The organism is Gallaecimonas sp. GXIMD4217 (genome assembly GCF_038087665.1).
Classification (GTDB): domain Bacteria; phylum Pseudomonadota; class Gammaproteobacteria; order Enterobacterales; family Gallaecimonadaceae; genus Gallaecimonas.
On record NZ_CP149925.1, the window covers coordinates 3,135,852 to 3,159,956 of the forward strand.

Below are 24,105 nucleotides of genomic sequence, written 5' to 3' on the forward strand. Positions count from 1 at the left end.
TCAGTCGCTACAGGCCGTCTCCAGGCCACAAACGAGCTGCCCGTCCTTGATCACCAGGCTGACCTTTTCCATCAGGCCGATGTCCTCCAGGGGATTGCCCGGCACGGCCACCATGTCCGCCAGCTTGCCCACTTCCAGGCTGCCCAGCTCCTTTTCGACCCCCAGCAGCCGGGCGCCGTTGATGGTGGCGCTCTGGATGGCGGCCATGGGGCTCATGCCGCCTTCCACCAGGTAGCGGAACTCCTGGGCATTTTCCCCGTGGGGGAAGACGCCGGCATCGGTGCCGAAGGCGATCTTCACCCCGCCCTGGTGGGCGCGGCTGAAGGTTTCCTGGATCAGCGGCCCTATCCTGGCCGCCTTGGGCCGGACGATTTCCGGGTACAGGCCTGGGACTTGCGCGTTCCTGGCCACCGTCTTGCCGGCGCTGATGGTGGGCACGTACCAGGTGCCGTACTGGTTCATCAGCCGGATGACGGCCTGGTCCATGTAGGTGCCGTGCTCTATGGAGTCCACCCCGGCGCGGATGGCCCTTTCCATGCCCTCCTTGCCGTGGGCGTGCACCGCCACCTTGAAGCCGTAATCCCTGGCCGTGGCCACTATGGCCTCCAGCTCGTCGCCCATGAACTGGGGGTTCTGGCCGGACTTGGCCACCGACAGCACCCCGCCGGTGGCGGTGATCTTGATGACGTCGGCACCGTCCTTGTAACGCTGGCGCACCGCCTTGCGGGCGTCGACGGGGCCGTTGACCACGCCCTGCCTGGGACCGGGATCGCCCATCAGGTGGGCGGCCCAGCCATTGCTGGGATCGGCATGGCCACCCGTGGTGCCGATGGACTTGCCGGCGCTGTGGATCCGCGGCCCCGGCACCTGGCCGGCAGAAATGGCCTTTCTCAGGGCAATGGAGACATTGTGGGCATCCCCCAGATCCCGCACCGTGGTGAAGCCGGCCTTCAGGGTCTTCTCGGCGTGGCCCATGGCCCGGAAGGCGTAGTCGGCCGGGTTCATGCGAAAGCCCTCCGAATAGGCGGCGGGGCTGAACTGGTAGGTCAGGTGGGTGTGCATGTCCATCAGGCCGGGCAGCAGGGTGGCGCCCCTGAGATCGATAAGGCGATCCCCCTCGGCCGGCGCACGGTAGCCCTTGTGGATGGCCTTGATACGGTCGCCCTCGATCACCAGGGTCCTTTCCCGCAGGGCCTTGTCCGAGACCCCGTCGATGAGGGTACCGGCATGGATCAGGGTGGCCGCCTGGCCGCTGGCGGCCATCAGCAGGGCCAGGGCACTCAGGGACAGTCGCATGGGCGTCTCCTTGCAATGAAACCGCCCCAGCATTAACAGGCCGTTAACCTGCCGGCCAGGCTTTTGCGGTGAAGGCGCCCGATTTGCCGACCGGTGTCAGTGGGCGCCGGCATAGCAGCGGGCCAGCAGCAGCGGCAGCAGGGTCAGGTTGGCCAGCAGCGCCATCATCATGGCCAGGCCGGTGAAGAGGCCGAAATAGAGGCTGGGGATGAAGTTGGACAGCACCAGTATGGCGAAGCCCAGGGTGATGGTGACCGACGTGTAGTACATGGCCCGGCCTATGCTGGCATGGCTGCGGTGCAGGGCCTGCCAGCCGTCGCCGCCCTTGAGCTCCTCCAGGTAGCGGTGCACGTAGTGGATGGAATTATCCACCCCTATGCCGACGCAGATGGCGGCTATGGTGATGGTCATCATGTCCAGGGGGATGGCCAGCCAGCCCATCAGCCCCAGCACGGCGGCGGCGGCGATCAGGTTCGGCACCAGGGCGATCAGCGCCAGGCTCAGGCGGCGAAACAGCAGCCAGAACATGGCGCTGATGGCCAGGAACACCACGGCGATGCTGAGGATCTGGGAGCGGAACAGGCTCTGCAGCATGTTGTTGTAGAGCACCAGCATGCCGGTGAGCCGGAACTGTTCTGGCGCCAGCCCCAGTTCGGCGACCAGATCCCGTTCGATGCGGGCCAGCAGCTCGGCCCGGCGCAGCCCGGGATCGGTCTCGAACACCCTCAGGGTGATGCGCAGCTGGTCGCCGTCCCCGGACAGGAAGGGGGCGATCAGCAGCTCCTTGACCCCGTCCGGCAACCCCTGGTAGAGCACCGACAGCAGGAAGTTGTCGCCCATGGCGCCGGGATCGATTTCCCTGAGCACCTCGGCGCTGCTGGCCAGGGACAGCACCTGGCCGGTCTCCGGCAGGGATTCCAGGTAGTGGTGTATGGCCCTGACCTTTGCCAGGCCCTGGACGTTGAACCAGTGGCTGCGGGCGGTGAAGCCGGCATCCTCGTCCTCGCCGGCCAGCTCATCCGGATCTATCCCCAGCTCCTCCAGCAGCGGATCCGGCTCCAGGGGCGCCGAAGGCGCCGGCTCGGGCGGTGCCTCTACGATCAGCTCCAGGGGCGTCGTGCCGCCCAGCTCCCGGTCGATGAGCACCATGCCCTGGTAGATCTCGGTGTCCTCCTGGAAGTAATCGATGAAGCGGTTCTCCACCGCCAGCCGGCTCAGGCCCCAGACGCTCAGCACCGCCAGCAGGCCATAGGCGACGAAGACAGCGCCCTGGTGCCGCTGCACGCCCTTGCCCAGGGCGCGGGTGAGGCGGCCGGTCAGGTTGCGCCGGCTCTGCACAGGCCCGGGCCTGAGCAGCATCAGCGCCGCCGGGAACAGGCTGAAGGCCAGCAGGAAGGAGACGGCGGTGCCTATGGTCATCATCCAGCCGAAGTCGATGACCGGGCGAATACCGCTCACCAGCAGCGAGCCGAAGGCCACCATGGTGGTCAGGGCCGTGTACAGGCAGGGCACCAGCTTCTTGCGCACCGTGGTCAGCACCAGGCTGTGCTGGTGGGCATTGGGATACAGGGCCTGCAGCTCCTGGTAGCGGACGATGAGGTGGATGGCCAGGGACAAGGTCAGGATCAGCATCAGCGAGATGAAGTTGGAGGACACCACCGTCACCGGCCAGTCCAGCAGCCCCAGCAGCCCCAGCATGATCACGGCGGTGGCAGCGCAGGTCAGCAGCGGCAGCAGCACCCAGCGCGGCAGGTGGAAGGCGACGGCCAGGATCACCACCAGGAACAGCAGCACCGCCACCCCGAAGGTGGTGAGGTCGTGGCGGATGAAGGCCATGGAATCGGCGGCGATCATCGGCACCCCGCCCAGGTGCAGCTCGGCGCCCTTCTGACTGGCCATCAGCGCCCGTACCTGGGCTATGGTGCCGGCCTCGCCGGCCAGCTGCCCGGCCAGGGCCTTGAGGTAGGCCGCCTCCACCTTCGCCAGCTCGGCCAATTCGGCCGCCGTCAGGCCGCCCTGGTCACGCTGGTCGCGCAGCTGCTCGCGGCGCTGCTGCAACGCCAGGAAGTCCGAGTCCTGGCGCAGGTAGATCAGCATGGCGGTGGTGGCGGCATCGCGGCTGATCAACAGCTCGCCGTAGAAGGGGCTGGCCAGCAGCTCCTGCCTGGCCAGGGCCAGCTCGGTGCGGGGGTCGCGCAGATCCGGCACCGACCGGCGCAGCTCCGACAGCGGCAGCGGCGGGCTGCTCAGCAACGGCACGTCGAGGATGCTGGCCAGCTTCTCGACACCGTCCAGGGCCAGCACGGCATCGCGGATCTGGCCCAGCTGGGCCAGCACAGGCGCGGAGAACAGATCCCGGTCGGTGCTGTAGGTCAGCACCAGGAAGTTGTCGTTGCCGTAGCGCCGCTTCACCTGGCGGAAGAAGCGCAGGTCATCGTCGTCTTCCAGCACCAGGGTCTCGGCGGAGGCGTCCAGGCGGAAGAACTGGGCCTGCCAGCCGAACCCGGCGGTGATGAGCGCGATGATCACCAGCACCCAGCGGGCATGGCCAAGCACGGATCTGTCGTAATCGTGGAGTTCCATGGGCACTCGGGCGGGGGGAACTCCCTAAAAGATAGCCCCTCAGCCCACCATATAGGTGCCGGTGCCAAAGGCGATGTGGTCGCCCTGCTCGTTGTGCAGCTCCATGCGGGTCACCGCCACCTTGTTGCCGGCGCGGATCACCGTGGCGGTGGCGATGAACTCCAGGCCCCGGCCCGGGCGCAGGTAATCCACCCTCATGTCGATGGTACCCATCTTGCCGAACTTGGCGGCCAGGCTGGCCACGGTCTCGCCGTCGAACTTGTCGGAAACGGACGCGATGGCGGCCAGGCCGCCCACCACGTCCAGCACCGAGGCGGTGACGCCGCCGTGGAGGATCTTGTGGATGGGATTGCCGATCAGCTGCTCATTCATGGCGAAGCGCACCTCCACCTGCTCGGCGTCGTAGCGGCTTACCTTGAGGCCCAGCAGCCTGTTGAAGGGCATCTGCTCGGTGAACAGCTGGCCGATAAAGTCCAGGATCTCCGCCTGGCTCAGTGGTGTGTGCATGGTGGTGACTTCCTTCCAGCCTAGAGTTTTTATTCTAGCCAGTTTAATCACCAGCAGGCGTTTGGCAACGGCCCACCAGAAAGACAAGGCTCCCTCCTTTGATTACAATGACGGCCCCTTTGTGCCGGATCCCAGTATATGCCCGACTCCCAGGCCGCCATCCAGTCCCCCGACAACAGCCCCCAGCAGGTGCTGGCGTCGGTGTTCGGCTACGACAGCTTCAGGCCCGGCCAGGAGGACATCATCCGGGCGGTGCTGGCCGGCCAGGACGCCCTGGTGATCATGCCCACCGGCGGCGGCAAGTCGCTGTGCTACCAGGTGCCGGCCCTGTGCCGGGACGGCACCGCCATAGTGGTGTCGCCGCTGATCTCCCTGATGAAGGACCAGGTCGACCAGCTGCTGGCCAACGGCGTGCGGGCTTCCTGCCTGAACTCGGCCATGGACCGCGAACAGGTGATCGCCACCTACAACGCCCTGCACCGGGGCGAACTGGATCTGCTCTACGTGGCGCCGGAGCGGCTGTTGCAGCCGGACTTCCTGGCCCGCATGGAGGAGCTCAAGCTCAGCCTGATCGCCATAGACGAGGCCCACTGCATCTCCGCCTGGGGCCACGACTTCCGCCCCGAATACCTGGCCCTTGGCGAGCTCAAGGCCCGCTTCCCCTACGTGCCGCTGATGGCACTGACCGCCACCGCCGACAAGGCCACCCGCCACGACATACTGCAGCGGCTCAACCTGGGCACCCCCTTCGAGCACCTGGCCAGCTTCGACAGGCCCAACATCCGTTACCTGGTGGCGGAGAAGTTCAAGCCCATCAGCCAGCTGGTGCAGTACCTGCAGGGCCAGAAGGGCAACAGCGGCATCATCTACGCCGGCTCCCGCAAGAGGGTGGACGACATCGCCCACAAGCTGCGCGGCCAGGGTTTCAACGCCGCCGCCTACCACGCCGGCATGAGCAACCAGGAACGGCAGTTCGTCCAGGAGAGCTTCCAGCGCGACGAGGTCGACATAGTGGTCGCCACCGTCGCCTTCGGCATGGGCATCAACAAGCCGGACGTGCGCTTCGTGGTGCACTTCGACCTGCCCAAGAACATCGAGTCCTACTACCAGGAGACCGGCCGCGCCGGCCGGGACGGCCTGCCCGCCGAGGCCTGGATGCTGTTCGAGCCCGGCGACGTGGGCCGGGTCCGCAGCCTGATCGAGCTGAGCGAGAACGAGGACCAGCAGCGGGTGGAGCTGTCCAAGCTGCACGCCATCGCCGGCTTCGCCGAGGGCCTCACCTGCCGCCGCCAGGTGCTGCTCAACTATTTCGGGGAATATTCCGGCAACCGCTGCGGCAACTGCGACATCTGCCTGGATCCGCCCCAGAGCTTCGACGGCACCGAGCCGGCCCAGAAGGCCATGTCCACCATCTACCGCACCGGCCAGCGCTTCGGTGTCGGCCACGTGGTGGAGGTGCTCAGGGGCAGCCAGAACGCCCGCCTCAAGGAGCTGGGCCACGACCAGCTCAGCACCTGGGGCCTGGGCAAGGACCACAGCCACGAATACTGGGTCAGCGTCATCCGCCAGCTGATCCACCACGGCCTGGTGATGCAGGACATCACCCGCCACAGCGCCCTGACCCTCACCGAGGCGGCCCGGCCCGTGCTCAGGGGTGACAAGCCCCTGACGCTGGCGGTGCCCAGGGTCTCCTCCAGCCTCAGGAAATCCTCCCGCCAAAGCACCGCCTCGCCGGCGGACAAGGTGCTGTTCGCCCGCCTCAAGAAGCTCAGGAAGCAACTGGCCGACGAACTGGGGGTGCCGCCCTACGTGGTGTTCAACGACGCCACCCTGGCGGAGATGGCCACCCATATGCCCACCACCGAAAGCGAGCTGCTGGCCATTTCCGGTGTTGGCCAGACCAAGCTGGCAAGATACGGCGAGCCTTTCCTGGAGTTGATCGGCAACTACCTGAACCAGGCCAGCTAGGCTGGCCCCGCTTTTCGGGCAGCGTCGGCCAGACCAGGCTGGCAAGATATGGCGAGCCTTTCCTGGCGCTGATCGGCAACTAGCTCAGCCAAGGCGGCTGAGACCGCCACAAAAAAGGGCGCCTATTGGCGCCCTTTCGCTCACTTGCTGCAGCCCGAGTCGTCCCCGGTGATAAAGCCGTTTTCGGTGGCGATGCGCCGCCGGTAACAGCGCTTCTTGCTGCCCTGCTCGCTGACCTCGTGCACCGACCAGCCGGTGGCGTTGCGCTCGGCCCTGGGCACGCCCCAGCTCCAGGACGCCGAGCCCTCGAAGCCGGCCCGCAGCCTGGACCAGGCTATGGTCCTGGGCCCCTTGCTGTCGCTGTTGTCGCCGTGGTCGAACAGGCGCATGTCGGTGGTGATCCGGTAGTGACCGTCCACCGGTTCGACGCTGAGCAGGCCGTCGACGCCGAAATGGCTGCTCCGCTCGCGCACCACAGGGAAATGATCGCGCCAGCTGGTGGTCACCCTGGCCTCATCCCGCCACCAGGCGTCGATGCCGTCATGCCATTCGCCCTGGTCCCAGCCGTGGTCGTTGTGGTGGCTGAGGCGGCGTTCCACCCTGGTGGTGACACGGCCCTTGGAGGTGTCCAGGTAACCGGTCACGTCCAGCGCGTGGCTGCCCCTGGTGGCCAGCAGGAAGGTGCCGTCGTCCTGGGGCTGGAATTGGCTGTCATTGACCAGCTCGCCCGCCTGGTAGGCCAGCAGCCCGCCCTGGACCGCCTCCAGCTCGTGGTCCTGCCACAGGAACAGGCTGGGGCGCAGTGCCCAGCCGCTCTGGCCCTCGGATACCCCCAGCACCCGCAACCGCAGCTCGTGGGCCTGGCCGTCGTTGAGCAGGCCGGCAAAGGGGGTCAGATCGTAGCGCAGCGGCTTGATGTTGAAGGCCCTGGGCGCCGGCAGCACGTACCAGAGGAAGGGATTGGCCCAGCCCCCGGTGTAGATGTGGGGATACGGCAGGGCCATGCCGGCCAGGCGGCCGTCCAGCCACACCTGCACCTCCCGGTAGGGACCATCGTCAGCGCCGCAGGAATAGCCCGCCTCGGCCGGGGCCGTGAAGTACCAGAATTCCTCGCAGCCGCCGCCGGAGCCGGTGGCGTAGACCTCGGCCTCCAGCCGCCTGGTGTTGCGGGGCAGGCTGATGCTGCCCACCAGATCGGCGCCGTCCCGGTGCAGCCCGGTCGGCCTGAGGATGCGGTCCGCCGTTTCCAGGGCCTTATGTTCCTTGTCGGCCTGGTAGAAGGTCAGGGTGGTGCGGATATTGAGCACCCCGGTATAGGTGTCGTTGACCAGGTTGCCCAGGTACATGATCACCGGCTGCGGCTCGCTCAGCAGCGGCGCGTAGGCGCTGATGTCCTTTTCCACATGCCACTGGATGCCCTCCCGGGACGGCTCGGGGGTACTGGTGGTCAGCACAGTGACGCCACCGATCTCCAGGTGGCCCAGGCGGTCGTACTGGACACCGGCCACGTCGCCGTGCAGATCCAGCACCACCTTGGTCCAGGGACCGGGGCAGTCCTGGGGCGGGATGTACTGGTTCCGGTAGGGTTCGAAGTTGGCAAAGCCGTGGTTGACGATCTCCAGGGTACAGCTGGGGGTGTCCGGCCGCTCTATGGCGGCGTCGGCCGTCCTGGGATCGTCCCAGTCGCTGCCGAACTCATCGGCGGCCAGGGCCGGCAGGGCGCACAGGCTCAACAACAGCAGGGGATATTGGGGCTTCATGGGTTCTCCTTGCTTCCTTGGAAAAAGGTAATGACCGCCCAAGGGCGGTACCAGGGAGAACTGCTGACGGACAACACAACGCGTCGGCCCCGGGGCGGACATTGCGCACAGCTTGGGGCAGGAAGCCAGGTTATGCCAATACAATCAAACCATTAGCCATCACTGATAATCCCTGTGGCATCAAAAAAGGCGCCGGTCGGCGCCCTTTTTCATGGCACTCAAGGGCCGATCAGCCACCGGCCGGCAGGCTGGCGAAGTAGGCGGACAGGTTGGCGATGTCCTCATCGGACAGGGGCTTGGTCATGGGACCCATCACGGGGTCTGCCCTGGTGCCGTCACGGAAGGCCTTGAGCTGCTTCACCAGGTAGGGGGCCTTCTGGCCGGCCAGGTTGGGGTACAGGGGAATGGCGGCGATGCCGTTGCCACCGTGGCAGGCGGCACAGGTAGCGGCCTTGGCCTTGCCGGCCTCCACGTCACCGCCGGCCTGGGCCTGGGCGGTCAGGGCCAGGGCGACGCCGGCCAGGATCATGCGCACTTTCATTATAGTCTCCTTAATTTCAACGACTTGGCTCACTTCCCCATCATGTTTAGCAGAAAAAGTCATGGACCGGGGCGGTGTTTATGCAATGAGGCTTTGCGTATGCTGTCAGAAGATAACCAAGGTTGGCCGTTCAGGAATTGACCCACATCATGCAGCACCGTTTCGATAACCAGTACGCACGCCTTTTCCCCGGGCTCTACAGCGAACACGAGCCCCAGGGCTTCGAGCGTCCCGAGCTGGTGATCGCCAATACCGAGCTGGCCGCCCAGCTGGGCCTGGACAGCAGCGACCCGCGTTTTGTGAACTGGCTGAGCGGCAAGAGTGCCATGCCCGGCGCCGAGCCCATTGCCCAGAAGTACGCCGGCCACCAGTTCGGGGTCTACAACCCCTTCCTGGGCGACGGCCGCGGCCTGCTGCTGGGGGAACTGCTCGATGTGGACCAACAGCGCTGGGATTTGCACCTCAAGGGCGCCGGCCCCACCGCCTACGCCCGCGGCGGCGACGGCCGCGCCGTGCTGCGCTCCTGCATCCGCGAGTTCCTGGCCTCTGAGGCCCTCCACCACCTGGGCATCCCCAGCACCCGCGCCCTGGCGGTGGTGGCCGGCGAGGTGGCGGTGCAGCGGGAAACCGTGGAAAGGGGCGCCATGCTGACCCGGGCCGCCCGTACCCATATCCGCTTCGGCCATTTCGAGCACTGTTTCCACAAGGGCCTGGCCGGGGAACTCAAGGCCCTGGCGGATTTCCTTATCGATACCCAGCTGCCGCACCTGCGCGAGTTCGGCAATCCCTACAAGGCGCTGTTCCAGCACACGGTGACGGTGACCGCCAGCCTGATCGCCCAGTGGCAGGCCCAGGGCTTCGCCCACGGGGTGATGAACACCGACAACATGAGCATGCTGGGCGACACCTTCGACTACGGCCCCTACGGCTTCCTGGACGACTACGAGCCCGGCTTCGTCTGCAACCACTCGGATCACCAGGGCCGCTATGCCTTCGACCAGCAGCCCAGCATCGGCCTGTGGAACCTGAACTGCCTGGCCATGGCCTTCAGCCCGCTGGTGGACTCGGACGATCTGGTCGACGCCCTCAAGGGCTACCAGGGCCATGTGGAAACCACCTACATCAACCTGATGCGCCGGAAGCTGGGCCTGGCCAGCCACCGGGAGATAGACGGCCTGCTGCTCACCGAGCTGCTGGGGCTGATGGCCAGGGAAAAGCGCGACTACCACGCCACCTTCCGGGCCCTGTGCCAGTTCCGCCTGGACACCGATCCCAGCCCGGTGCGGGATCACTTTATCGACCGGGAGGCCTTCGACGACTGGGCCCAGCACTACCGGGAGCGGCTCAGGGTGGAAGACAGCGACGACGACCAGCGCCAGCTGGCCATGAAGGCCGTCAACCCCAGCTACGTGCTGCGCAACTACCTGGCCCAGCAGGCCATCGAAGCGGCCGAACAGGGCGACTTCGCACCCTTGCACGAGCTCTACCAGGTGCTGCAGCGCCCCTTCGAAGACCAGCCCGGCAGGGAAGCCTACGCCAGGACACCCCCGGACTGGGGCAAGCACCTGGAGATCTCCTGCTCCAGCTAGGAGCCATTGCCCAGGCATTCCTTTATGATCGCCCCGCAGAAACGGCCATCAGGACACCACCATGAAACTCGATAAAGACGCCCGCACCCTGCTGCTGGATCTGGACAGCGACTGGGACAGCTTCGAACAGGACATCCAGCCCTGGCTGGCCCGCCTGGAGTTGCAGGTGCACGGCAAGGACAGCGGCGCCGACCGCCACCAGTGGCAGGTCAGCTTCGAAGGCACAGAGCTGCGCCTGGAGTTCGAGGGCCTGGGCGACAGCACCTGGCTGGCCGCAGACGATGACGAGGGCCTGGAGGTGCTCACCTTCCTGTATGGCTGGCTGCAGCGCCAGCCGCTGCCCTGATCTGCCCCAAAAAGTTAGCTAAAGCCGGATTAACGACTAAATAGTTAAGGAGCCAACAAAAAAGACCCTTCCCGGTGAGCCCATGGATAGCAAGGCCAACATCTTAGTCGTGGATGACGAAGCCATCATTGCGATGGATCTGTCGGAGCAACTCAGCGAATTCGGTTACAACATAGTGGGCATGGCCCACAGCGGCGAGCAGGCCCTGGAACTCATCGCCAAGACCAAGCCCGACATCGTGCTGATGGACATCGTCCTCGGCGCCGGCATGGACGGCATCCGCACCGCCGCCATGGCCAAGCGCTACCACCAGATGCCCATCATCTTCCTCAGCGCCTTCAGCGACCCCGATACCGTCTCCCGGGCCGCCCAGACCGCTCCCTACGGCTACCTGACCAAGCCCTACCAGGCCAACGAGCTGCGCGCCGCCATCGAGGTGGCCCTGACCAAGGCGGAGCTGGAGAAGGCCCTGCAGGAATCCGAGGCCTGGTTCTCCAGCATCCTCAAGGCGGTGGACGACGGCATCATCGCCGTGGAAAAGGACGGCAGGGTCCGCTTCATCAACCCCACCGCCTGCCAGATGCTCAAGGTGGAGGCCGACGACATCATCGGCACCCAGGTGGAAGAACATTTTTCGCTGAACGAGCATGCCGATACCGAGGCCCTCTATCATCCCGCCATTCAGGCCATACAGCAGGACAGGGTGCTGCCCATCGTCTTCGGCGGCCACATGACGGCCGGCAAGCTCAGCCGCCGGGTGGACTACACCGCCGCGCCGATCCGCGACAGCCAGCGCCACACCAAGGGCGCCGTGCTGGTCATGCGCGATGCCGAACCCAGACTGCTGATGGAAACCGCCCTCAAGGACAGCGAGGAGCGCTTCCAGAAGGCCTTCATGCATTCCGCCGTGGGCCTGGCCCTGGTCACCCTGGACGGCCGCCTGATGCAGGTGAATCCGGCCTTCATGGCGCTGCTGCACATCAAGAAACTCAGCGAGGGGCTGATCCTCAACCAGGATCTGGTCTCGGATCTGGACAAGGACAAGCTGCGCGAAAAGCTGCACCAGCTGCTGGGCGGCTCGGTGCCGGCGGTACAGATGGAGCTGCGCTTCCTGGGCGCCGGCGGCAAGCCCAAGTGGATGCTGACCACCATCTCGCTGATCCTCGGCGAGGACGCCGAGCCCTGCTACTTCATCTACCAGCTCAACGACCTCACCGAGCGCAAGGAGGCCGAGCTGGAGCTGCACCACCTGGCCAACTTCGATGATCTCACCGGCCTGATGAACAGGCCCAGGCTGATGAAGGAGCTGAACCGGATGATCGTCAACGCCGGGATCAACACCAGCCACTTCGCGCTGATCTTCATCGATCTCGACCATTTCAAGGACATCAACGACTCCCTTGGCCATGCCGTCGGCGACCGGCTGCTGGTGGAGGCGGCGCACCGCATGCGTTCCAGCTCCCGCAGCAGCGACATCCTGGCCAGGCTGGGCGGCGACGAGTTCGTGGTGCTGATCCCCGAGCTGCGGGTGCCGGAAAACGCCCAGCGCATCGCCGACAACCTGATCCAGCGCCTCAGCCAGCCCTTCATCATCGACAAGCAGGAGCTGCAGCTGGGCGCCAGCATCGGCATCAGCGTCTTCCCCGACGACGCCGTCGACGCCGATCTGCTGCTCCAGCACGCCGACGCCGCCCTCTATATGGCCAAGTCGGAAGGACGCGGCCTGGCCCGCTTCTACAGCCCGGAAATCACCAGCAAGCTGACCCGGCGCCTGAAGCTGGAAAGCGCCCTGCGCCACGCCATAGCGCGGCAGGAGCTGTACCTGGAATTCCAGCCTATCTCCGCCCTGCCCTCCATGAAGGTGGTGGGCGTGGAGGCCCTGGTGCGCTGGAACTACAAGGACAGGGTGGTCTCGCCGGGCGAGTTCATCCCCCTGGCGGAAAAGACCCAGATGATCCACGAGATCGGCCAATGGGTGCTCCAGGCCGCCTGCACCGAGGTCCAGCGTTGGCACCGCCTCGGCCATCCACTGTTGCTGTCGGTCAACGTCTCGCCCATGCAGTTCCGCGACGCCAGCTTCGTGGCACAGGTGGAGCAGGCCCTCAACGTCAGTGAGCTGGGCAGCCAGTACCTGATCCTGGAGATCACCGAGAACACCCTGTCCGATACCGAGTCCTCACTGCAGACCCTGGCCAAGCTCAGGGAGCTGGGGGTGTCGGTGGCGGTGGACGACTTCGGCACCGGCTATTCCTCGCTGTCCTACCTGAAACTGTTCAATCCCCAGGTGCTCAAGATCGATCAGTCCTTCGTACGGGATCTGGAGCACGACCAGAACGACGCCGCCATCGTCAATGCCACCATCGCCATGGGCAAGCAGCTGGGCATGAAGATCGTCGCCGAAGGGGTCGAAACCCAGGGACAGCTCCAGCACCTGCACGAGCAGGGCTGTGACAACGTCCAGGGTTTCCTGCTGGGACGTCCCATGACATCGGAGCAACTGCTGGAGCTGATCAGAGAAGCATGAAACCACTGCGCTGCGGCCATTGGGCGGCGGCAATACTGCTGCTGAGCTCGCTCCTGGTGATGCTGGGCTGGTTCCTGGAGAGCCAGGTGCTGGTGACCCTGAACAGCCAAAGCGCCATGCGTTTCAACACCGCCCTGGGCTTCCTGCTGCTGGGCCTGGCCCTGCTGGACAGCCGCAGTGGCTCCCCGGCCGGCTTCTGGCTGCCGCTGGCGCTGCTCCTTGTGCTGGCCCTGGCCACCGGCCTGCAGTACCTGGCCGTCATCAACCTGGGTCTGGACGAGCTGTTCATCAAGGACTGGACCCCGCCGGAGCAGGGCCTCTATCCGGGCCGAATGTCCCCGGCCACCATCATCGCCTTCCTGCTCAGCGCCCTGGCTCTGACCGGCCTGGGCAGCACCAGCTGGCTCAGGCTGCTGAGCTGGATCCCGGCCACAGTGGTGGCGGTGATCTGCGCCTTCACCCTGGCCGCCCGGCTGTTCGGCGGCGACAGCATACTCAGCAACTTCTCCTCCGGCATGGCCCCGCACACCGCCCTGGCCTTCATGGTGGCCAGCCTCAGCCTGCTGCACCAGGCCAACGGCCGCACCGATGCTGCCGCCCGGCGCCTGATGCTGCCGCTGTCGGCATTGGCGGCCATGATGACCCTGACCGGGCTGGGCTGGTACAACAGCGGCCATTTGGAACGGCTGGACAAGGCCAGGCTCCGCCAGGAACGCATCGAAAGCCTGGAACGCCTGGCCAACCAGCGCCTGGCCGTAGTGGAAAAGACCCTGCTGCGCATGGCCAGTCGCTGGCAGGTTCGCGGCCGCACGCCCGAAAGCGAATGGCGATTGGACGCCCGCCATTACCTGGCGGATATCCCCGAGCTGCAGTCCCTGGCCTGGCGCGACGGCCAGGGCCGGCTGGCCTGGCAGGAAGGGGAGGCGCTGCCGGCCGCCGCCTGTACCGATCCGGACCGCAGGCTCCACCAGGGGCTGCTGCTCTTCACCACGCCCCTGCCCGACGGTTGCCTGCACGCCGGCCTGGCCCTGTCCGCCCTGCTGGAGGCGGCCTGGACGGAACAAGACAGGGACTTCAACCTGGCCCTGTACCTGGACGGCCAGTTCCTGCAGTCGAGCCGCCATTGGCAGCCCGGCCCGTCCGAGCCAGTCGCCAGGCCCCTGCGGCTGGGCCCGCTGCAGCTGATGGCCCACGTCCAGGCCAAGGCCGGCACCGCCCTGGCCGCTGGCGACCAGGGCGCCAGGCTGATCCTGGGCATGGGCCTGCTGTTGTCTGCCCTGGTGTCCGGCACCCTCTGGCTGCTGCTGCTGGTGCGGCGGCGCAACCTGGAGCTGGAGCACAGCAACGGCCGGCTGGCTGCCTCCGAATCCCAGAGCCGAACCCTGCTGGAAATGGCCCCGGAGGCGGTGATCCTGGTCGACCAGGATGGCATCATCAGCTACGCCAACCGGCGTACCCGAACCCTGTTCGGCTACGAGCAGCTGGAGCTGCTGGGCCAGCCGGTTGAGGTGCTGATCCCCGCCAAGCTGAGGGATGTCCACCGCCGCCATCGCCATGGCTTCGCCGCCAATCCCAAGCTCAGGGACATGGGCTCGGGCCTGGAGCTCAAGGCCCAGCGCCACAACGGCAAGACCTTCCCGGTGGACGTGATCCTCAGTCCCATTAAGGTGGCCGGCGCCTTCCAGGTCATGGCCATAGTCCGGGACGTGTCCGAGAAGAAGGCCGCCGAACGACAGATCAAGGCCAGCCTCCACGAGAAGGAGGTGCTGCTCAAGGAGGTCTACCACAGGGTCAAGAACAACATGCAGGTCATCGCCAGCCTGCTGCGCATGCAATCGCGCAGTGCCGAGGATCCCGGCATCAAGGACAAACTGGGCGAAGCGGCCTGCCGGGTCAGGGCCATGGCCCTGGTCCACGAGAAGCTGTACCAGTCCAAGAAGCTGTCCAGGGTGGACTCCGAGACCTATGTGAACAGCCTTATCGACGACCTGCAGCTGACCCTGGGCCGCCAGGGCCAGATCAAGGTCCACAGCCAGGTGCTCAGGGTGGAGCTCGAGCCGGACGTGCTGATCCCCCTGGGCCTGATCATCAACGAGCTGATCTCCAACAGCCACAAGCACGCCTTCGCCGATGGCCAAAAAGGGGAGGTCCACCTGCGCTTCACCCAGGACGGCGGCGACTACTGCCTGACGATCTGGGACACGGGCCCCGGCCTGCCGGACGACTTCAGCCCGACCCGGACCCCCTCCCTGGGCCTGAAGCTGGTCAACACCCTGGTCAGTCAGCTGCACGGCCGGCTCGACTGGGGCAACAAAGGTGGCGCCACCTTCAGCATCCGCTTCCCGGTACCGGCGTTGCCCACCGCCAGTCCCATGGTCAAGGAACTCAAACACCATGACGTACCAGAGCCGACAGGTTGATTTCCTTGGCATCTGGGCCAAGGGGGCCTGGCAGCTGAAGGCCTACGGCATCCACCTGCCCCACCAGCCCCTGGACAACCAGCTCAAACTCCAGGCCAGGCGGCTGCTGGACGCCACCCTGGCCGGGGTGGCCGCAACCGAGCTGCCGGCCGGCTTTGTGGGCATCCACCAGGGCGAGGGCCGCAACGTCATCTTCATCGACTGGTGGCGCGGCAACGAACTCCACCACCGGCTGTTTCTCTCGGCCCTGGACAACCCCTTGCAGTTCCTGCCGGCCGGCCCGGACGACTTCATCGCCTGCGTCTGGGATCTGGGCCTGATGGCCTACGAGCGCGAAGCCTGGATCGAAAAGGTGTTGCAGGGCGGCGATCTGGCCGCCTACCTGCACCAACGCCTGGACAACAACCTCTAGGGGGATACGACATGAAAAGAGGCTTCCTGACCCTGGCCCTGCTGGGCCTGCTGCTGTGGCTGGCCTGGCGCGGCTACCTGGCCATGCTGCCCAGGCTGGAGCTGCAGAACGCCTCCGCCATCGCCATCGAGCGCGCCTTGGTGGCGCTGCCGTCCAGCCGCCTCAGCTTCGACGCCATTGCCCCGGGCGGCGCCCTGGGCATCCATCATGACGCCGACCAGGCCGACGGCCCCTACCGCTACCGGATCACCCTGGTGGACGGCCGCACCATAGAGGGCGACTGCGGCCAGGTCACCGGCAACGAGTTCGGCAAGCGCCAGCTCATTTCCCTGCAGCGGGACCTCAGCGTGCTCTGCCACCAGGCGCCTTGACCCAGCCGGCGCGGATCCGCACAATACGCGCCTCGCCGCTGGCGATTAAGTGACCGTATTCCTTCGGGTTCCCTCACCCCGACCAACAAAAAGGTACAAGATGAACCACCTTTCCCGCAGCCTGGGCTGGCTGATCGCCTTCCATATCCTGGTGATTGCCGCCTCCAACTACCTGGTGCAGCTGCCCTTCACCTTCCTGGGCCTGCACACCACCTGGGGCGCCTTTACCTTCCCCTTCATCTTCCTGGCCACCGACCTGACGGTGCGGCTGCTGGGGGCCGAGCCGGCCCGGCGGGTGATCCACTGGGTGATGGTACCGGCGCTGTTCATCAGCTACGGCCTGTCGGTGTTGTTCCCGGGCGGCGACTTCGCCGGCCTGGCCGGGGCCGGCGAGCTGAACCTGTTCGTGGCCCGCATCGCCTTCGCCTCCTTCCTGGCCTATGTGCTGGGCCAGATGGCCGACGTGCAGATCTTCAACCGCCTGCGCCGGGCCCGTGCCTGGTGGCTGGCGCCCATGGCCTCCACCGTGCTCGGCAACCTGCTGGACACCCTGGTGTTCTTTGCCGCCGCCTTCTACCGGAGCGACGATCCCTTCATGGCCAGGCACTGGCTGGAGATCGCCCTGGTGGATTACGGCTTCAAGCTGGTGATCAGCCTGTTGTTCTTCCTGCCCCTGTACGGGGTGCTGCTGAAGCGGCTGGTGCATTGGCTGGGCCCCCGGCCGCAGCCGGCCTGAGGGCACAAAAAAGGCCGCGTCAGCGGCCTTTTTTCATGCTCCCCGGCGGGGGCGGATATGGTAGACGCAGCGCCGGGCGCCGCTGAGCAGGTGCTCCTGGCGACTGATCTCGGCATCCTCGCCCAGGCAGTGGGCGAACAGGGCCAGCTCGGAGCGGCAGAAGTCCTGGCAGCTGCTGGCGGCGGCGCAGATGGGGCAGTGGTTCTCCACCAGCAGCCAGCCGCCGTCGGGATGGGCCTGGACCTCGGCCATATAGCCCTCGCCGGCGCGGATCTGTGCCAGCTTTTCCACCTTGGCCCGCAGGTCGGGGCAAGCGGCCAGGGCGGCGCCATAATCGGCGCGCATCCGTTCTTCCCGGTGGCCGATCAACTGATCCAGGCCCTGATCGCCGAACACCGCCTTGATCCCGTCCAGCATGGCCAGGGTCAGATCTTCGTGGCGATCGGGGAAGCGCCTGTGGCCGGCGGCGGACAACCGCCAGACCCGGGAGGGCCGACCCACCTTGCGTTTTTCGCTGAAGCTCTCCACCAGGCCTTCTTCTTCCAGGCCCAGCAGGTGCTGGCGCGAGCCCATGGAGGTCATGCCCAGGTGCTCGGCCAGGCCTTGGGCGGTCTGGGGGCCACGGGTCTTCAGCAGATAAAGGATCTTGTCGGCACTGGCTTGTTGCATGCCCCCATTATGCCCCAGGGCCAAGGATTTACCAATGTTGGACTTTATTTAGACAAAAGGCTTGACGCGTTAATGAGAATCGTTATTATTTGAGTCGCGTTCCAATCGTACGCACTGATGCACAGGCTGCATCGCACGACATTGCTCACTTATTGCTTCCAGTTGGAAAGAAAGCCGGCCCTTGAGCCGGCTGTTTTTTATTGCAGCCCGTCCAGGGCCTTGAGCTGGGACGCCGGCCGCTCGGCCAGCCTGGCCAGGTAATCCAGGAACAGCGGCTCATCGACCCAACCCAGTCCCACCAGCATGCCCAGCATGTGCCCCAGCAGGATATCCAGCACAGTGAAACGCTCGCCCATCAGGTAGGAGCCCGCCGCCAGGCGCGGCCGCAGCGCCGCCAGCTGGGCCTTGATCACTTCCAGCTTGGTGGCGATCTCCTCCTGGCTGCGCGCCTTGCGGCCCACCACCAGCTCGCTGACCACCAGGGGATCCAGGGTGGCGCAGAGATGGAAGTACAGGCTCAGGTACTGGTCACGGCCGTCCTGATCGGGTCGTACCTGCAGCCTGCCCTCGGTATCGAAACGCTCCAGCAGCCGCATCATGATGGCGCCGGACTCGAACAGCGCCTCGTCATCCAGGGCCAGGGCCGGCACCTTGCCGAAGGGGTTCAGGGCCAGGTAGGGGCCCTGGCGCTGCTCGCCGGCCTGGAAGTCGAGCACCTGCTCGTCGAAGGGCAGATCCAGCTCCTTGAGCAGCCAGCGGACCCGGAAGGATCGGTCGAAGGGGGCAAAGCTGTACAGTCCGGTCATCATATTTCTCCTTTAAGTAACCGCTTGGTTACCATAGTATGTAACCGATCGTTTTACAAACACAGAGAATGATTTTGGCCAGACCCAAGAGCTACCAACGGGAAGCCGTGCTGGAGCAGGCCATGGCCTGCTTCTGGCACAAGGGCTACGACAGCACCTCCATCAGCGATCTGACCGAGGCCACCGGCCTGAACCGCAAGACCCTGTACGGCGAATTCGGCGACAAGGCGCTGCTGTTCCAGGCCGCCCTGGAACGCTACCTGGCCAGGGTACAGGCGGCCGGCCAGCAGCTGGCCGCGCCGCCCCTGGGCCTGGCCAACATAGAGCGCTTCTTCGAGCAGGTGCTGGCCCAGGCCGACTGCAGGGGCTGCCTGGCCACCCTGTCCTTCAACGAGTGGCAGAGCCTGCCCGCCGAGGCCCAGGCGCTGCTTAAGAAACGCTACGGCCAGCTCCAGGGCGCCCTGGAGCGCAACCTGCTGGCGGCCGGAGTGGATCTGGCCAGGGAAAAGGCGGCGCTGCTGATCAGCCAGCTGCACGGCATGGCGACCCTGGCCCGCCAGGGCCTGGACAGGGAGCAACTGGCGCCCCAGGTGACACTGCTGCTGCGGGCGCTCTAGCCCTCGCGGCCGCCCTGCAGCAGGATGGCGCCGGGCGGCAGTTCCAGCCTGAGCCGGTGGCAATCGCCGGGTGGCGGCTGCTGGCCCGGCGGCCGGCCCGGGAACCAGATCCGGCACAGGCCGGGGGGTGGCAGCTGGCCGGGGGGGATCTTCAGGCCGGGTCCGGCCCTGGGATGGGGGTCCTGGGGCACACCCCGGTGGCCCCTGGTATTGATCTCGCAGCCCGCCAGCATCAGGGCCAGCAGGCCAAGCAAAAGCACCTTGTACATAAGGCCTCCTCAGCGCCTCAGTACAGGGTAGTTCAGCGGCAGATCGCGGCCAGCTCCAGGCTGAAGTCACAGGCCGAGGCCTGGTGCCAGCGCTGGGCATCCAGGGGCCCGGTGCAGCCGGCATCCTCCAGCAGCGCCCGGCCGTCGTCGCAGACCAGCACCAGGCCGTGGCCGTTATCGCGGCGCACCCTGAGCTCATAGCCCGCAAAGGGCGCCAGCAGGCCGGGGTCGTGGCCGGTGGCCAGGGCCAGCAGGGCCTGATCGTCCAGATCCGCCGGGGCCTGGCCGTAGCGCACCTGGGCCTCCACCGCCGCCGACAGCTTGGTCAGGGCCGAGGCCAGGGGCAGCAGCTCCTCGCCGCGATCGGCACCGGCGCAGCCGCTCAGCAGCAGCGCCAGGCAAAACCATTTCTTCATGCGTCCTCCCACATCACCAGGCGGCCGGCCGGATCCCGGCCCGTATCCAGGTTCCAGTTGCCGATGGCACTCAGATAGCGGTCGTCCCCTTCCAGCACCGCCGACGCCACCAGCGCCCAATGGCGGCAGACATTGGCCAGGGCGCGGTCGAAGATGGCGTCGTAGTCCAGGGGCCCGGCCGGGGTATCGAGGGCCTTGAGGTACTGGTCATCCACCTCGTCGCCGCGGGGGTAGGTGAGGCCGGCCTTAACCCCCAGGTGGCGGGCGAAGGGCAGCAGCCGGTTGCCCTCCTCGGCGATGTTGTCCACCACCAGGTTGAAGTCCCGGTGCCAGTGGGCCGGTTGCGGCGGGTTGCGCTGGTATTCCCCCGGATGCACCTGGCCCAGCACCCGGGACCAGAGCCCGGCGATGAGCGGATCCAACTCGCCGGCGCCGCAGCGGCCGATGCCGGAGTCCAGGTGCTCGGACAGGCCGATCTCGCCCAGGCGCAGGCGCCGGAAGATGTGGGCGTCCTGGTGCATCTCGCAAACCCTGTGGTCGCGCTGGTTGTCGTGGTAGGGGCCCACCTTGCGCTCGATGACCGGGTGTATGGTCACGTCAGCGACCACGTGGGCGGTGTAGCCCAGCAGCCAGGCCAGGCCCTTCTGCTGGTCGTGGCCGCTCAGCTCCCGCAGCGCCGCCACCGCCTGGTGGATCACAGCGCCGGTGTCCTCGTAGTGCATCAGATCGGCCCAGCGGCAGGCGTCGCCCCGGTTTTCCAGGGCCAGGTAGGGGTAATCGGGGCTGACGGCGCCCAGCTCGCAGTACTTGAAGTGGAACATCAGGGCAGCGATGGCCGCCAGCGGGAAGTCGGGCCGGGCCTCCAGGCGGGCCGGCTCCCTGAGCAGGTTGACCAGGGTCAGGTGGGCGTAGGCGCCAGGCATGGGGTACTCCTTTACCTTGAGTCCATGGCGCCGGTTGGCGCCCTTCCCCGCAACATAAACCAAGCCCCCCCTGCCAACAAGGCCTTACCACCATGGCGATCTTGGCTGCCTGGACCTTGACCTGGATTAAGGCCCACTAAGGGCACCTGAAATACCCTTTTATAAACACCATGACAGAGGTATCCCATGAGCCAGATCTACACCTTCTTCCAGGATGACCACCAGCGCCTGGATGCCCTGCTGGAGGAGCTGGAGCAGCACCCCCACGACGACGACAGCCTGGCCCTGGCCGAAGCCTTCAAGGCCGGCCTGGAGCGCCACATCCGCTGGGAAGAAGAGCTGCTGTTCCCCGCCTTCGAAACCCAGACCGGCATGCACCACGGCGGCCCCACCGCGGTGATGTGCGTGGAGCACCAGCAGATCCACGCCCTGCTGGCCAGCCTGGTGGAGGCCGTCGCCGCCGGCAAGAGCCCGCTTGAGATCATCGACGAGCTCAAGCAGGTGCTCGGCGAGCACAACCTCAAGGAGGAGAAGATCCTCTACCCCATGTGCGACCAGGTACTGGGACCGACCCAGGTGCATGAGATCATCGAAGGGGCCAGGGCCGATTGAGTCATCGCTGCCGGATGATGTCCGGCGTTGGCTGTCGGCCATGCCAGGCCTCGCGTTCGACTGCTCATCAAGGCTAATGGCCGCTGCGCGACCATTAGCCCGTTGGCTCTCAAGCCGGTTGCAGGCACTATAGGCAACCAGTGAAAGGACCTAAGCGTGAAGGAGCAGGGACGTTGAAATTCGGATGGTTAATGCTTGGCCTGGCGGCGTTTGGCTCGGCGGCAGACTCTTTCGTCAAGACCAAGGACGGCATCCATGTCGACAGGAAGGACTTCCCCTGGGAGCTGGTCGTTGACAAGGGCAAGCTGCTGGGGTGCGTTTACGACGACAGGTTCTATTCGCTGGGCTCCATCCTGATCCTGGAATCAATCCCCAGGAAGTGCGAAATAGGCCCGGACAAGCACGGCCTGTGGACGCAGTTGTCAGAGTCCGAACTGGCGATGCTCAAGGAAAATATCGAAACCCAGCAGGCCATCGAGCGGGAATCCACCTACATCGGCAACAAACCCATCAACAAGGAAGAAGCCCGGCTGATCCGCTATTTGCGCCGGGTGAAGGAATTTGCCGCCCAGGAAGAAGGCTAAGTCCAGCGGATAGCTGCCTTGCCATGGCTGCGGCAGGACTGGATTGCCCAGGCCGACGGGCCTTGCTAACGTGCTGAAATGCAACGGCGCTTGTGACCATCGCTCAGGGAAGGGATATGAAAAAGCTTGTCATCGCCATCGTCTGCGGGCTCGCCCTCTTTGCCTTTTACCAGCACAACCCCGTCCTCCGGGGGCCCACGCCGCAGCAGGCCGCAGCCAATGACCAGCTGCTGGCCGACGCCTTCCAGCACAGGCGCAGCGACCTGCAGGTGCGGGGCGAAGGCACCGTGGTCCGCATCCTGCCCGACGACAACGACGGCAGCCGCCACCAGAAATTCATCCTGCGCCTGGCCTCCGGCCAGACCCTGCTGGTCGCCCACAATATCGACCTGGCCCCCCGCATCCCCAACCTCCGCGAAGGGGACAAGGTGGCGTTTTCCGGCGAATACGAATGGAATGCCAAGGGCGGCGTTATCCACTGGACCCACCATGACCCCCAGGGCCGCCATACCGACGGCTGGCTCAAGCATGACGGGCATTTCTACCAGTAAAAAATACGCCGCAATGCCCTGCGGTTATTGCCTTACTATCTGAGGTCAGCTCAACTTCCAAAAACAGCAAAGCTTAGCCAGGCATAGATACCATAGCCGCTCAATAGTATTCCGCCCTCGAGGCGACTGAGACGACGCCCCGTGTACAAGAACAGCAGCAGCACCAGAGACGCCCCCAACATGACCCATTGGTCAAACTGCAGGATCCTCGGGTGAACCAGAAGCGGCTGAAGCAGAGCGGATGCTCCCAGAATTCCAAGCAAGTTGAAGATATTGCTACCTAGTATGTTGCCAACAGCCACATCGGCGTGCCGCCGTATGGCTGCAATCAGCGAAATAGACAACTCAGGCAGTGATGTGCCAACCGCTACCAACGTCAAGCCGATAACGGCCTCGGACACCCCAAAGTGCTCCGCGATGCCAACGGCTCCCGTCAGCAGGATTTGTGAACCACTGACTAACAACAGTAAGCCGACCACAACTGCAACTACAGTCCATAACACCGACTTGGGAACCACGGAAAGTTCTTCCGATTCAGCTTGGTGAAGTTCGCCCGAAGGTGCCGTGTGCAATTGTTCACTCCAGTAAGCCAATAGCAGGTAAGCAGCCAGAGCGAACAATAGGAGTACGGAGTCTCCGCGCCCTAGCGCACTTCCTCCTGCCAAGAGAAGAAATAATATGCTTGCGGCCACTACAGTGACAGCGTCTCGGCGCAGGGCCAGAGGCTTGACCTTCAACGGCGTAATCAGGGAACAAACACCGAGAATCAATAGAATATTACCGATATTGCTGCCAACCACGTTGCCAATTGCGATGTCTGGCCGTCCATTTACTGCGGCATCGACGGAAACCACCAGTTCTGGCGCTGAAGTGCCAAAGCCCACGATAACGAGACCGCTTAGTAACGGCGATACACCTAGCCGCCTTGACGCCGCCAATGAGCCGCGAATCAATGCCTCACCTCCACAGGTCAACAAGGCGATGCCCAAAAGTAGAAGCAACGTGTTCAGCATGGTTTAGTAATTCCGCACATATTTACTGAGATGTTACTGTCGAATGTCACGATTCAAGGCCTAGAGCTAAGATAGTCGGCCACCCCGAGGTACGAGGTATCCACTGAACAGGCCATGCCCCCAGGGCCGCCATACCGACGGCTGGCTGGAACATGACGGGCATTTCTACCAGTAAAAAATACGCCGCAATGCCCTGCGGTTATTGCGTCTTAGGGGCTAAAAGCTCTTACCATCGACATGCTGGCTATCCAGGGCTCTTGGATCTACTTCAGACAAGCAATTGACGTTTATTGCTACCGCCGGGGCCCCATCAGGCATTTTTCCGTAGGCGAAACTCTCGACACCGCAGACTTTACAGAAAAGATGGCGGATAGCCTTGTTACTAAAGAGATATTCTGTAAGTTCATCCTCTCCAGACTTTAACTGGAAATTTTCCATTGATGTAAATGCCAGTACAAATCCCATCCGTTGGCACCTGGAACAGTTGCAAGTGATTGTATTCCCTAGATCTACGTCAACTTCATATGCTACTGCACCGCACTGGCAACTACCTTCATAATGTGTAGGTTCCATTACTTGTTTTACCCCTCAA

Annotated in this window: 24 protein-coding genes; 12 read left to right on the forward strand and 12 right to left on the reverse strand. The window is 64.9% G+C overall.

Annotated features, from left to right (window positions below; genetic code table 11):
• The 3 genes from WDB71_RS15225 to WDB71_RS15235 all read right to left on the reverse strand — a co-directional run bounded on the left by WDB71_RS15225 (position 1) and on the right by WDB71_RS15235 (position 4,386).
• Positions 1–1,296 (reverse strand): amidohydrolase family protein, encoded by a 1,296-nt coding sequence (locus WDB71_RS15225; protein ID WP_341502452.1) that lies wholly within the window; start codon positions 1,294–1,296, stop codon positions 1–3.
• A gap of 96 nt (positions 1,297–1,392) precedes the next feature.
• Positions 1,393–3,879, reverse strand: coding sequence for an MMPL family transporter (locus tag WDB71_RS15230; RefSeq protein WP_341502453.1), 2,487 nt, complete (start codon positions 3,877–3,879; stop codon positions 1,393–1,395).
• A gap of 39 nt (positions 3,880–3,918) precedes the next feature.
• Positions 3,919–4,386: a thioesterase family protein gene (locus WDB71_RS15235; protein ID WP_341504223.1), complete on the reverse strand. Its 468-nt coding sequence runs from the start codon at positions 4,384–4,386 to the stop codon at positions 3,919–3,921.
• Between the two features lie 138 nt (positions 4,387–4,524).
• On the opposite strand from WDB71_RS15235, the gene recQ reads away from it, so the two are divergent.
• Complete coding sequence (gene recQ, locus WDB71_RS15240; protein ID WP_341502454.1) at positions 4,525–6,354, forward strand: DNA helicase RecQ; 1,830 nt, start codon at positions 4,525–4,527, stop codon at positions 6,352–6,354.
• Positions 6,355–6,494: 140 nt separating this feature from the next.
• On the opposite strand, the gene WDB71_RS15245 is transcribed toward recQ, so the two are convergent.
• Both WDB71_RS15245 and WDB71_RS15250 read right to left on the reverse strand, forming a co-directional pair.
• On the reverse strand, positions 6,495–8,114 hold the full coding sequence (locus tag WDB71_RS15245) for a peptide-N4-asparagine amidase (protein WP_341502455.1): 1,620 nt from the start codon (positions 8,112–8,114) through the stop codon (positions 6,495–6,497).
• A 229-nt stretch (positions 8,115–8,343) separates the two neighbouring features.
• Complete coding sequence (locus WDB71_RS15250) at positions 8,344–8,655, reverse strand: c-type cytochrome (protein ID WP_341502456.1); 312 nt, start codon at positions 8,653–8,655, stop codon at positions 8,344–8,346.
• A gap of 149 nt (positions 8,656–8,804) precedes the next feature.
• Between WDB71_RS15250 and WDB71_RS15255 the strand changes: the two genes are divergently transcribed.
• The 7 genes from WDB71_RS15255 to WDB71_RS15285 all read left to right on the forward strand — a co-directional run bounded on the left by WDB71_RS15255 (position 8,805) and on the right by WDB71_RS15285 (position 17,053).
• Positions 8,805–10,244, forward strand: coding sequence for a YdiU family protein (locus WDB71_RS15255; protein ID WP_341502457.1), 1,440 nt, complete (start codon positions 8,805–8,807; stop codon positions 10,242–10,244).
• A gap of 61 nt (positions 10,245–10,305) precedes the next feature.
• Complete coding sequence (locus WDB71_RS15260; RefSeq protein ID WP_341502458.1) at positions 10,306–10,590, forward strand: DUF3630 family protein; 285 nt, start codon at positions 10,306–10,308, stop codon at positions 10,588–10,590.
• A gap of 82 nt (positions 10,591–10,672) precedes the next feature.
• Positions 10,673–13,114, forward strand: coding sequence for an EAL domain-containing protein (locus tag WDB71_RS15265; RefSeq protein WP_341502459.1), 2,442 nt, complete (start codon positions 10,673–10,675; stop codon positions 13,112–13,114).
• Positions 13,111–15,534 (forward strand): histidine kinase dimerization/phosphoacceptor domain -containing protein, encoded by a 2,424-nt coding sequence (locus WDB71_RS15270; protein ID WP_341502460.1) that lies wholly within the window; start codon positions 13,111–13,113, stop codon positions 15,532–15,534. Before WDB71_RS15265 ends, WDB71_RS15270 begins: the two co-directional genes overlap by 4 nt.
• The gene (locus WDB71_RS15275; RefSeq protein ID WP_341502461.1) at positions 15,509–15,946 is read left to right on the forward strand and encodes a hypothetical protein; all 438 of its coding nucleotides are present in this window, start codon (positions 15,509–15,511) and stop codon (positions 15,944–15,946) included. Before WDB71_RS15270 ends, WDB71_RS15275 begins: the two co-directional genes overlap by 26 nt.
• Before the next feature lie 11 nt (positions 15,947–15,957).
• Positions 15,958–16,317 carry a hypothetical protein gene (locus WDB71_RS15280; RefSeq protein ID WP_341502462.1) on the forward strand — a complete coding sequence of 120 codons (360 nt, stop codon included), beginning with the start codon at positions 15,958–15,960 and terminating at the stop codon, positions 16,315–16,317.
• Between the two features lie 100 nt (positions 16,318–16,417).
• Entirely contained in the window at positions 16,418–17,053 is a 636-nt protein-coding gene (locus tag WDB71_RS15285; protein WP_341502463.1) for a 7-cyano-7-deazaguanine/7-aminomethyl-7-deazaguanine transporter, read from the forward strand.
• A gap of 33 nt (positions 17,054–17,086) precedes the next feature.
• Here the strand turns inward: WDB71_RS15285 and WDB71_RS15290 are convergent, their stop codons facing one another.
• Both WDB71_RS15290 and WDB71_RS15295 read right to left on the reverse strand, forming a co-directional pair.
• The gene (locus WDB71_RS15290; protein ID WP_341502464.1) at positions 17,087–17,722 is read right to left on the reverse strand and encodes a metalloregulator ArsR/SmtB family transcription factor; all 636 of its coding nucleotides are present in this window, start codon (positions 17,720–17,722) and stop codon (positions 17,087–17,089) included.
• A gap of 197 nt (positions 17,723–17,919) precedes the next feature.
• Positions 17,920–18,528, reverse strand: a complete 609-nt coding sequence (locus WDB71_RS15295; protein ID WP_341502465.1) for a glutathione S-transferase family protein — start codon at positions 18,526–18,528, stop codon at positions 17,920–17,922.
• Between the two features lie 68 nt (positions 18,529–18,596).
• Between WDB71_RS15295 and WDB71_RS15300 the strand changes: the two genes are divergently transcribed.
• Positions 18,597–19,145, forward strand: a complete 549-nt coding sequence (locus tag WDB71_RS15300; protein WP_341502466.1) for a TetR/AcrR family transcriptional regulator — start codon at positions 18,597–18,599, stop codon at positions 19,143–19,145.
• Here the strand turns inward: WDB71_RS15300 and WDB71_RS15305 are convergent.
• The 3 genes from WDB71_RS15305 to WDB71_RS15315 are packed head-to-tail and all read right to left on the reverse strand — an operon-like array spanning position 19,142 to position 20,753.
• Complete coding sequence (locus tag WDB71_RS15305) at positions 19,142–19,414, reverse strand: hypothetical protein (protein ID WP_341502467.1); 273 nt, start codon at positions 19,412–19,414, stop codon at positions 19,142–19,144. The genes WDB71_RS15300 and WDB71_RS15305 overlap by 4 nt on opposite strands.
• 32 nt (positions 19,415–19,446) lie before the next feature.
• Positions 19,447–19,830 carry a hypothetical protein gene (locus WDB71_RS15310; RefSeq protein WP_341502468.1) on the reverse strand — a complete coding sequence of 128 codons (384 nt, stop codon included), beginning with the start codon at positions 19,828–19,830 and terminating at the stop codon, positions 19,447–19,449.
• Complete coding sequence (locus WDB71_RS15315; RefSeq protein WP_341502469.1) at positions 19,827–20,753, reverse strand: zinc dependent phospholipase C family protein; 927 nt, start codon at positions 20,751–20,753, stop codon at positions 19,827–19,829. Before WDB71_RS15315 ends, WDB71_RS15310 begins: the two co-directional genes overlap by 4 nt.
• A 186-nt stretch (positions 20,754–20,939) precedes the next feature.
• On the opposite strand from WDB71_RS15315, the gene WDB71_RS15320 reads away from it, so the two are divergent.
• The 3 genes from WDB71_RS15320 to WDB71_RS15330 all read left to right on the forward strand — a co-directional run bounded on the left by WDB71_RS15320 (position 20,940) and on the right by WDB71_RS15330 (position 22,500).
• Positions 20,940–21,365, forward strand: coding sequence for a hemerythrin domain-containing protein (locus tag WDB71_RS15320; RefSeq protein WP_341502470.1), 426 nt, complete (start codon positions 20,940–20,942; stop codon positions 21,363–21,365).
• Between the two features lie 173 nt (positions 21,366–21,538).
• Positions 21,539–21,949, forward strand: a complete 411-nt coding sequence (locus tag WDB71_RS15325; RefSeq protein ID WP_341502471.1) for a hypothetical protein — start codon at positions 21,539–21,541, stop codon at positions 21,947–21,949.
• A 116-nt stretch (positions 21,950–22,065) separates the two neighbouring features.
• On the forward strand, positions 22,066–22,500 hold the full coding sequence (locus tag WDB71_RS15330; RefSeq protein ID WP_341502472.1) for a DUF3465 domain-containing protein: 435 nt from the start codon (positions 22,066–22,068) through the stop codon (positions 22,498–22,500).
• Positions 22,501–22,550: 50 nt separating this feature from the next.
• Here the strand turns inward: WDB71_RS15330 and WDB71_RS15335 are convergent, their stop codons facing one another.
• Entirely contained in the window at positions 22,551–23,513 is a 963-nt protein-coding gene (locus WDB71_RS15335) for a calcium/sodium antiporter (RefSeq protein WP_341502473.1), read from the reverse strand.
• A 216-nt stretch (positions 23,514–23,729) separates the two neighbouring features.
• Positions 23,730–23,978, reverse strand: coding sequence for a hypothetical protein (locus WDB71_RS15340; protein WP_341502474.1), 249 nt, complete (start codon positions 23,976–23,978; stop codon positions 23,730–23,732).
• Between the last annotated feature and the right edge of the window lie 127 nt (positions 23,979–24,105).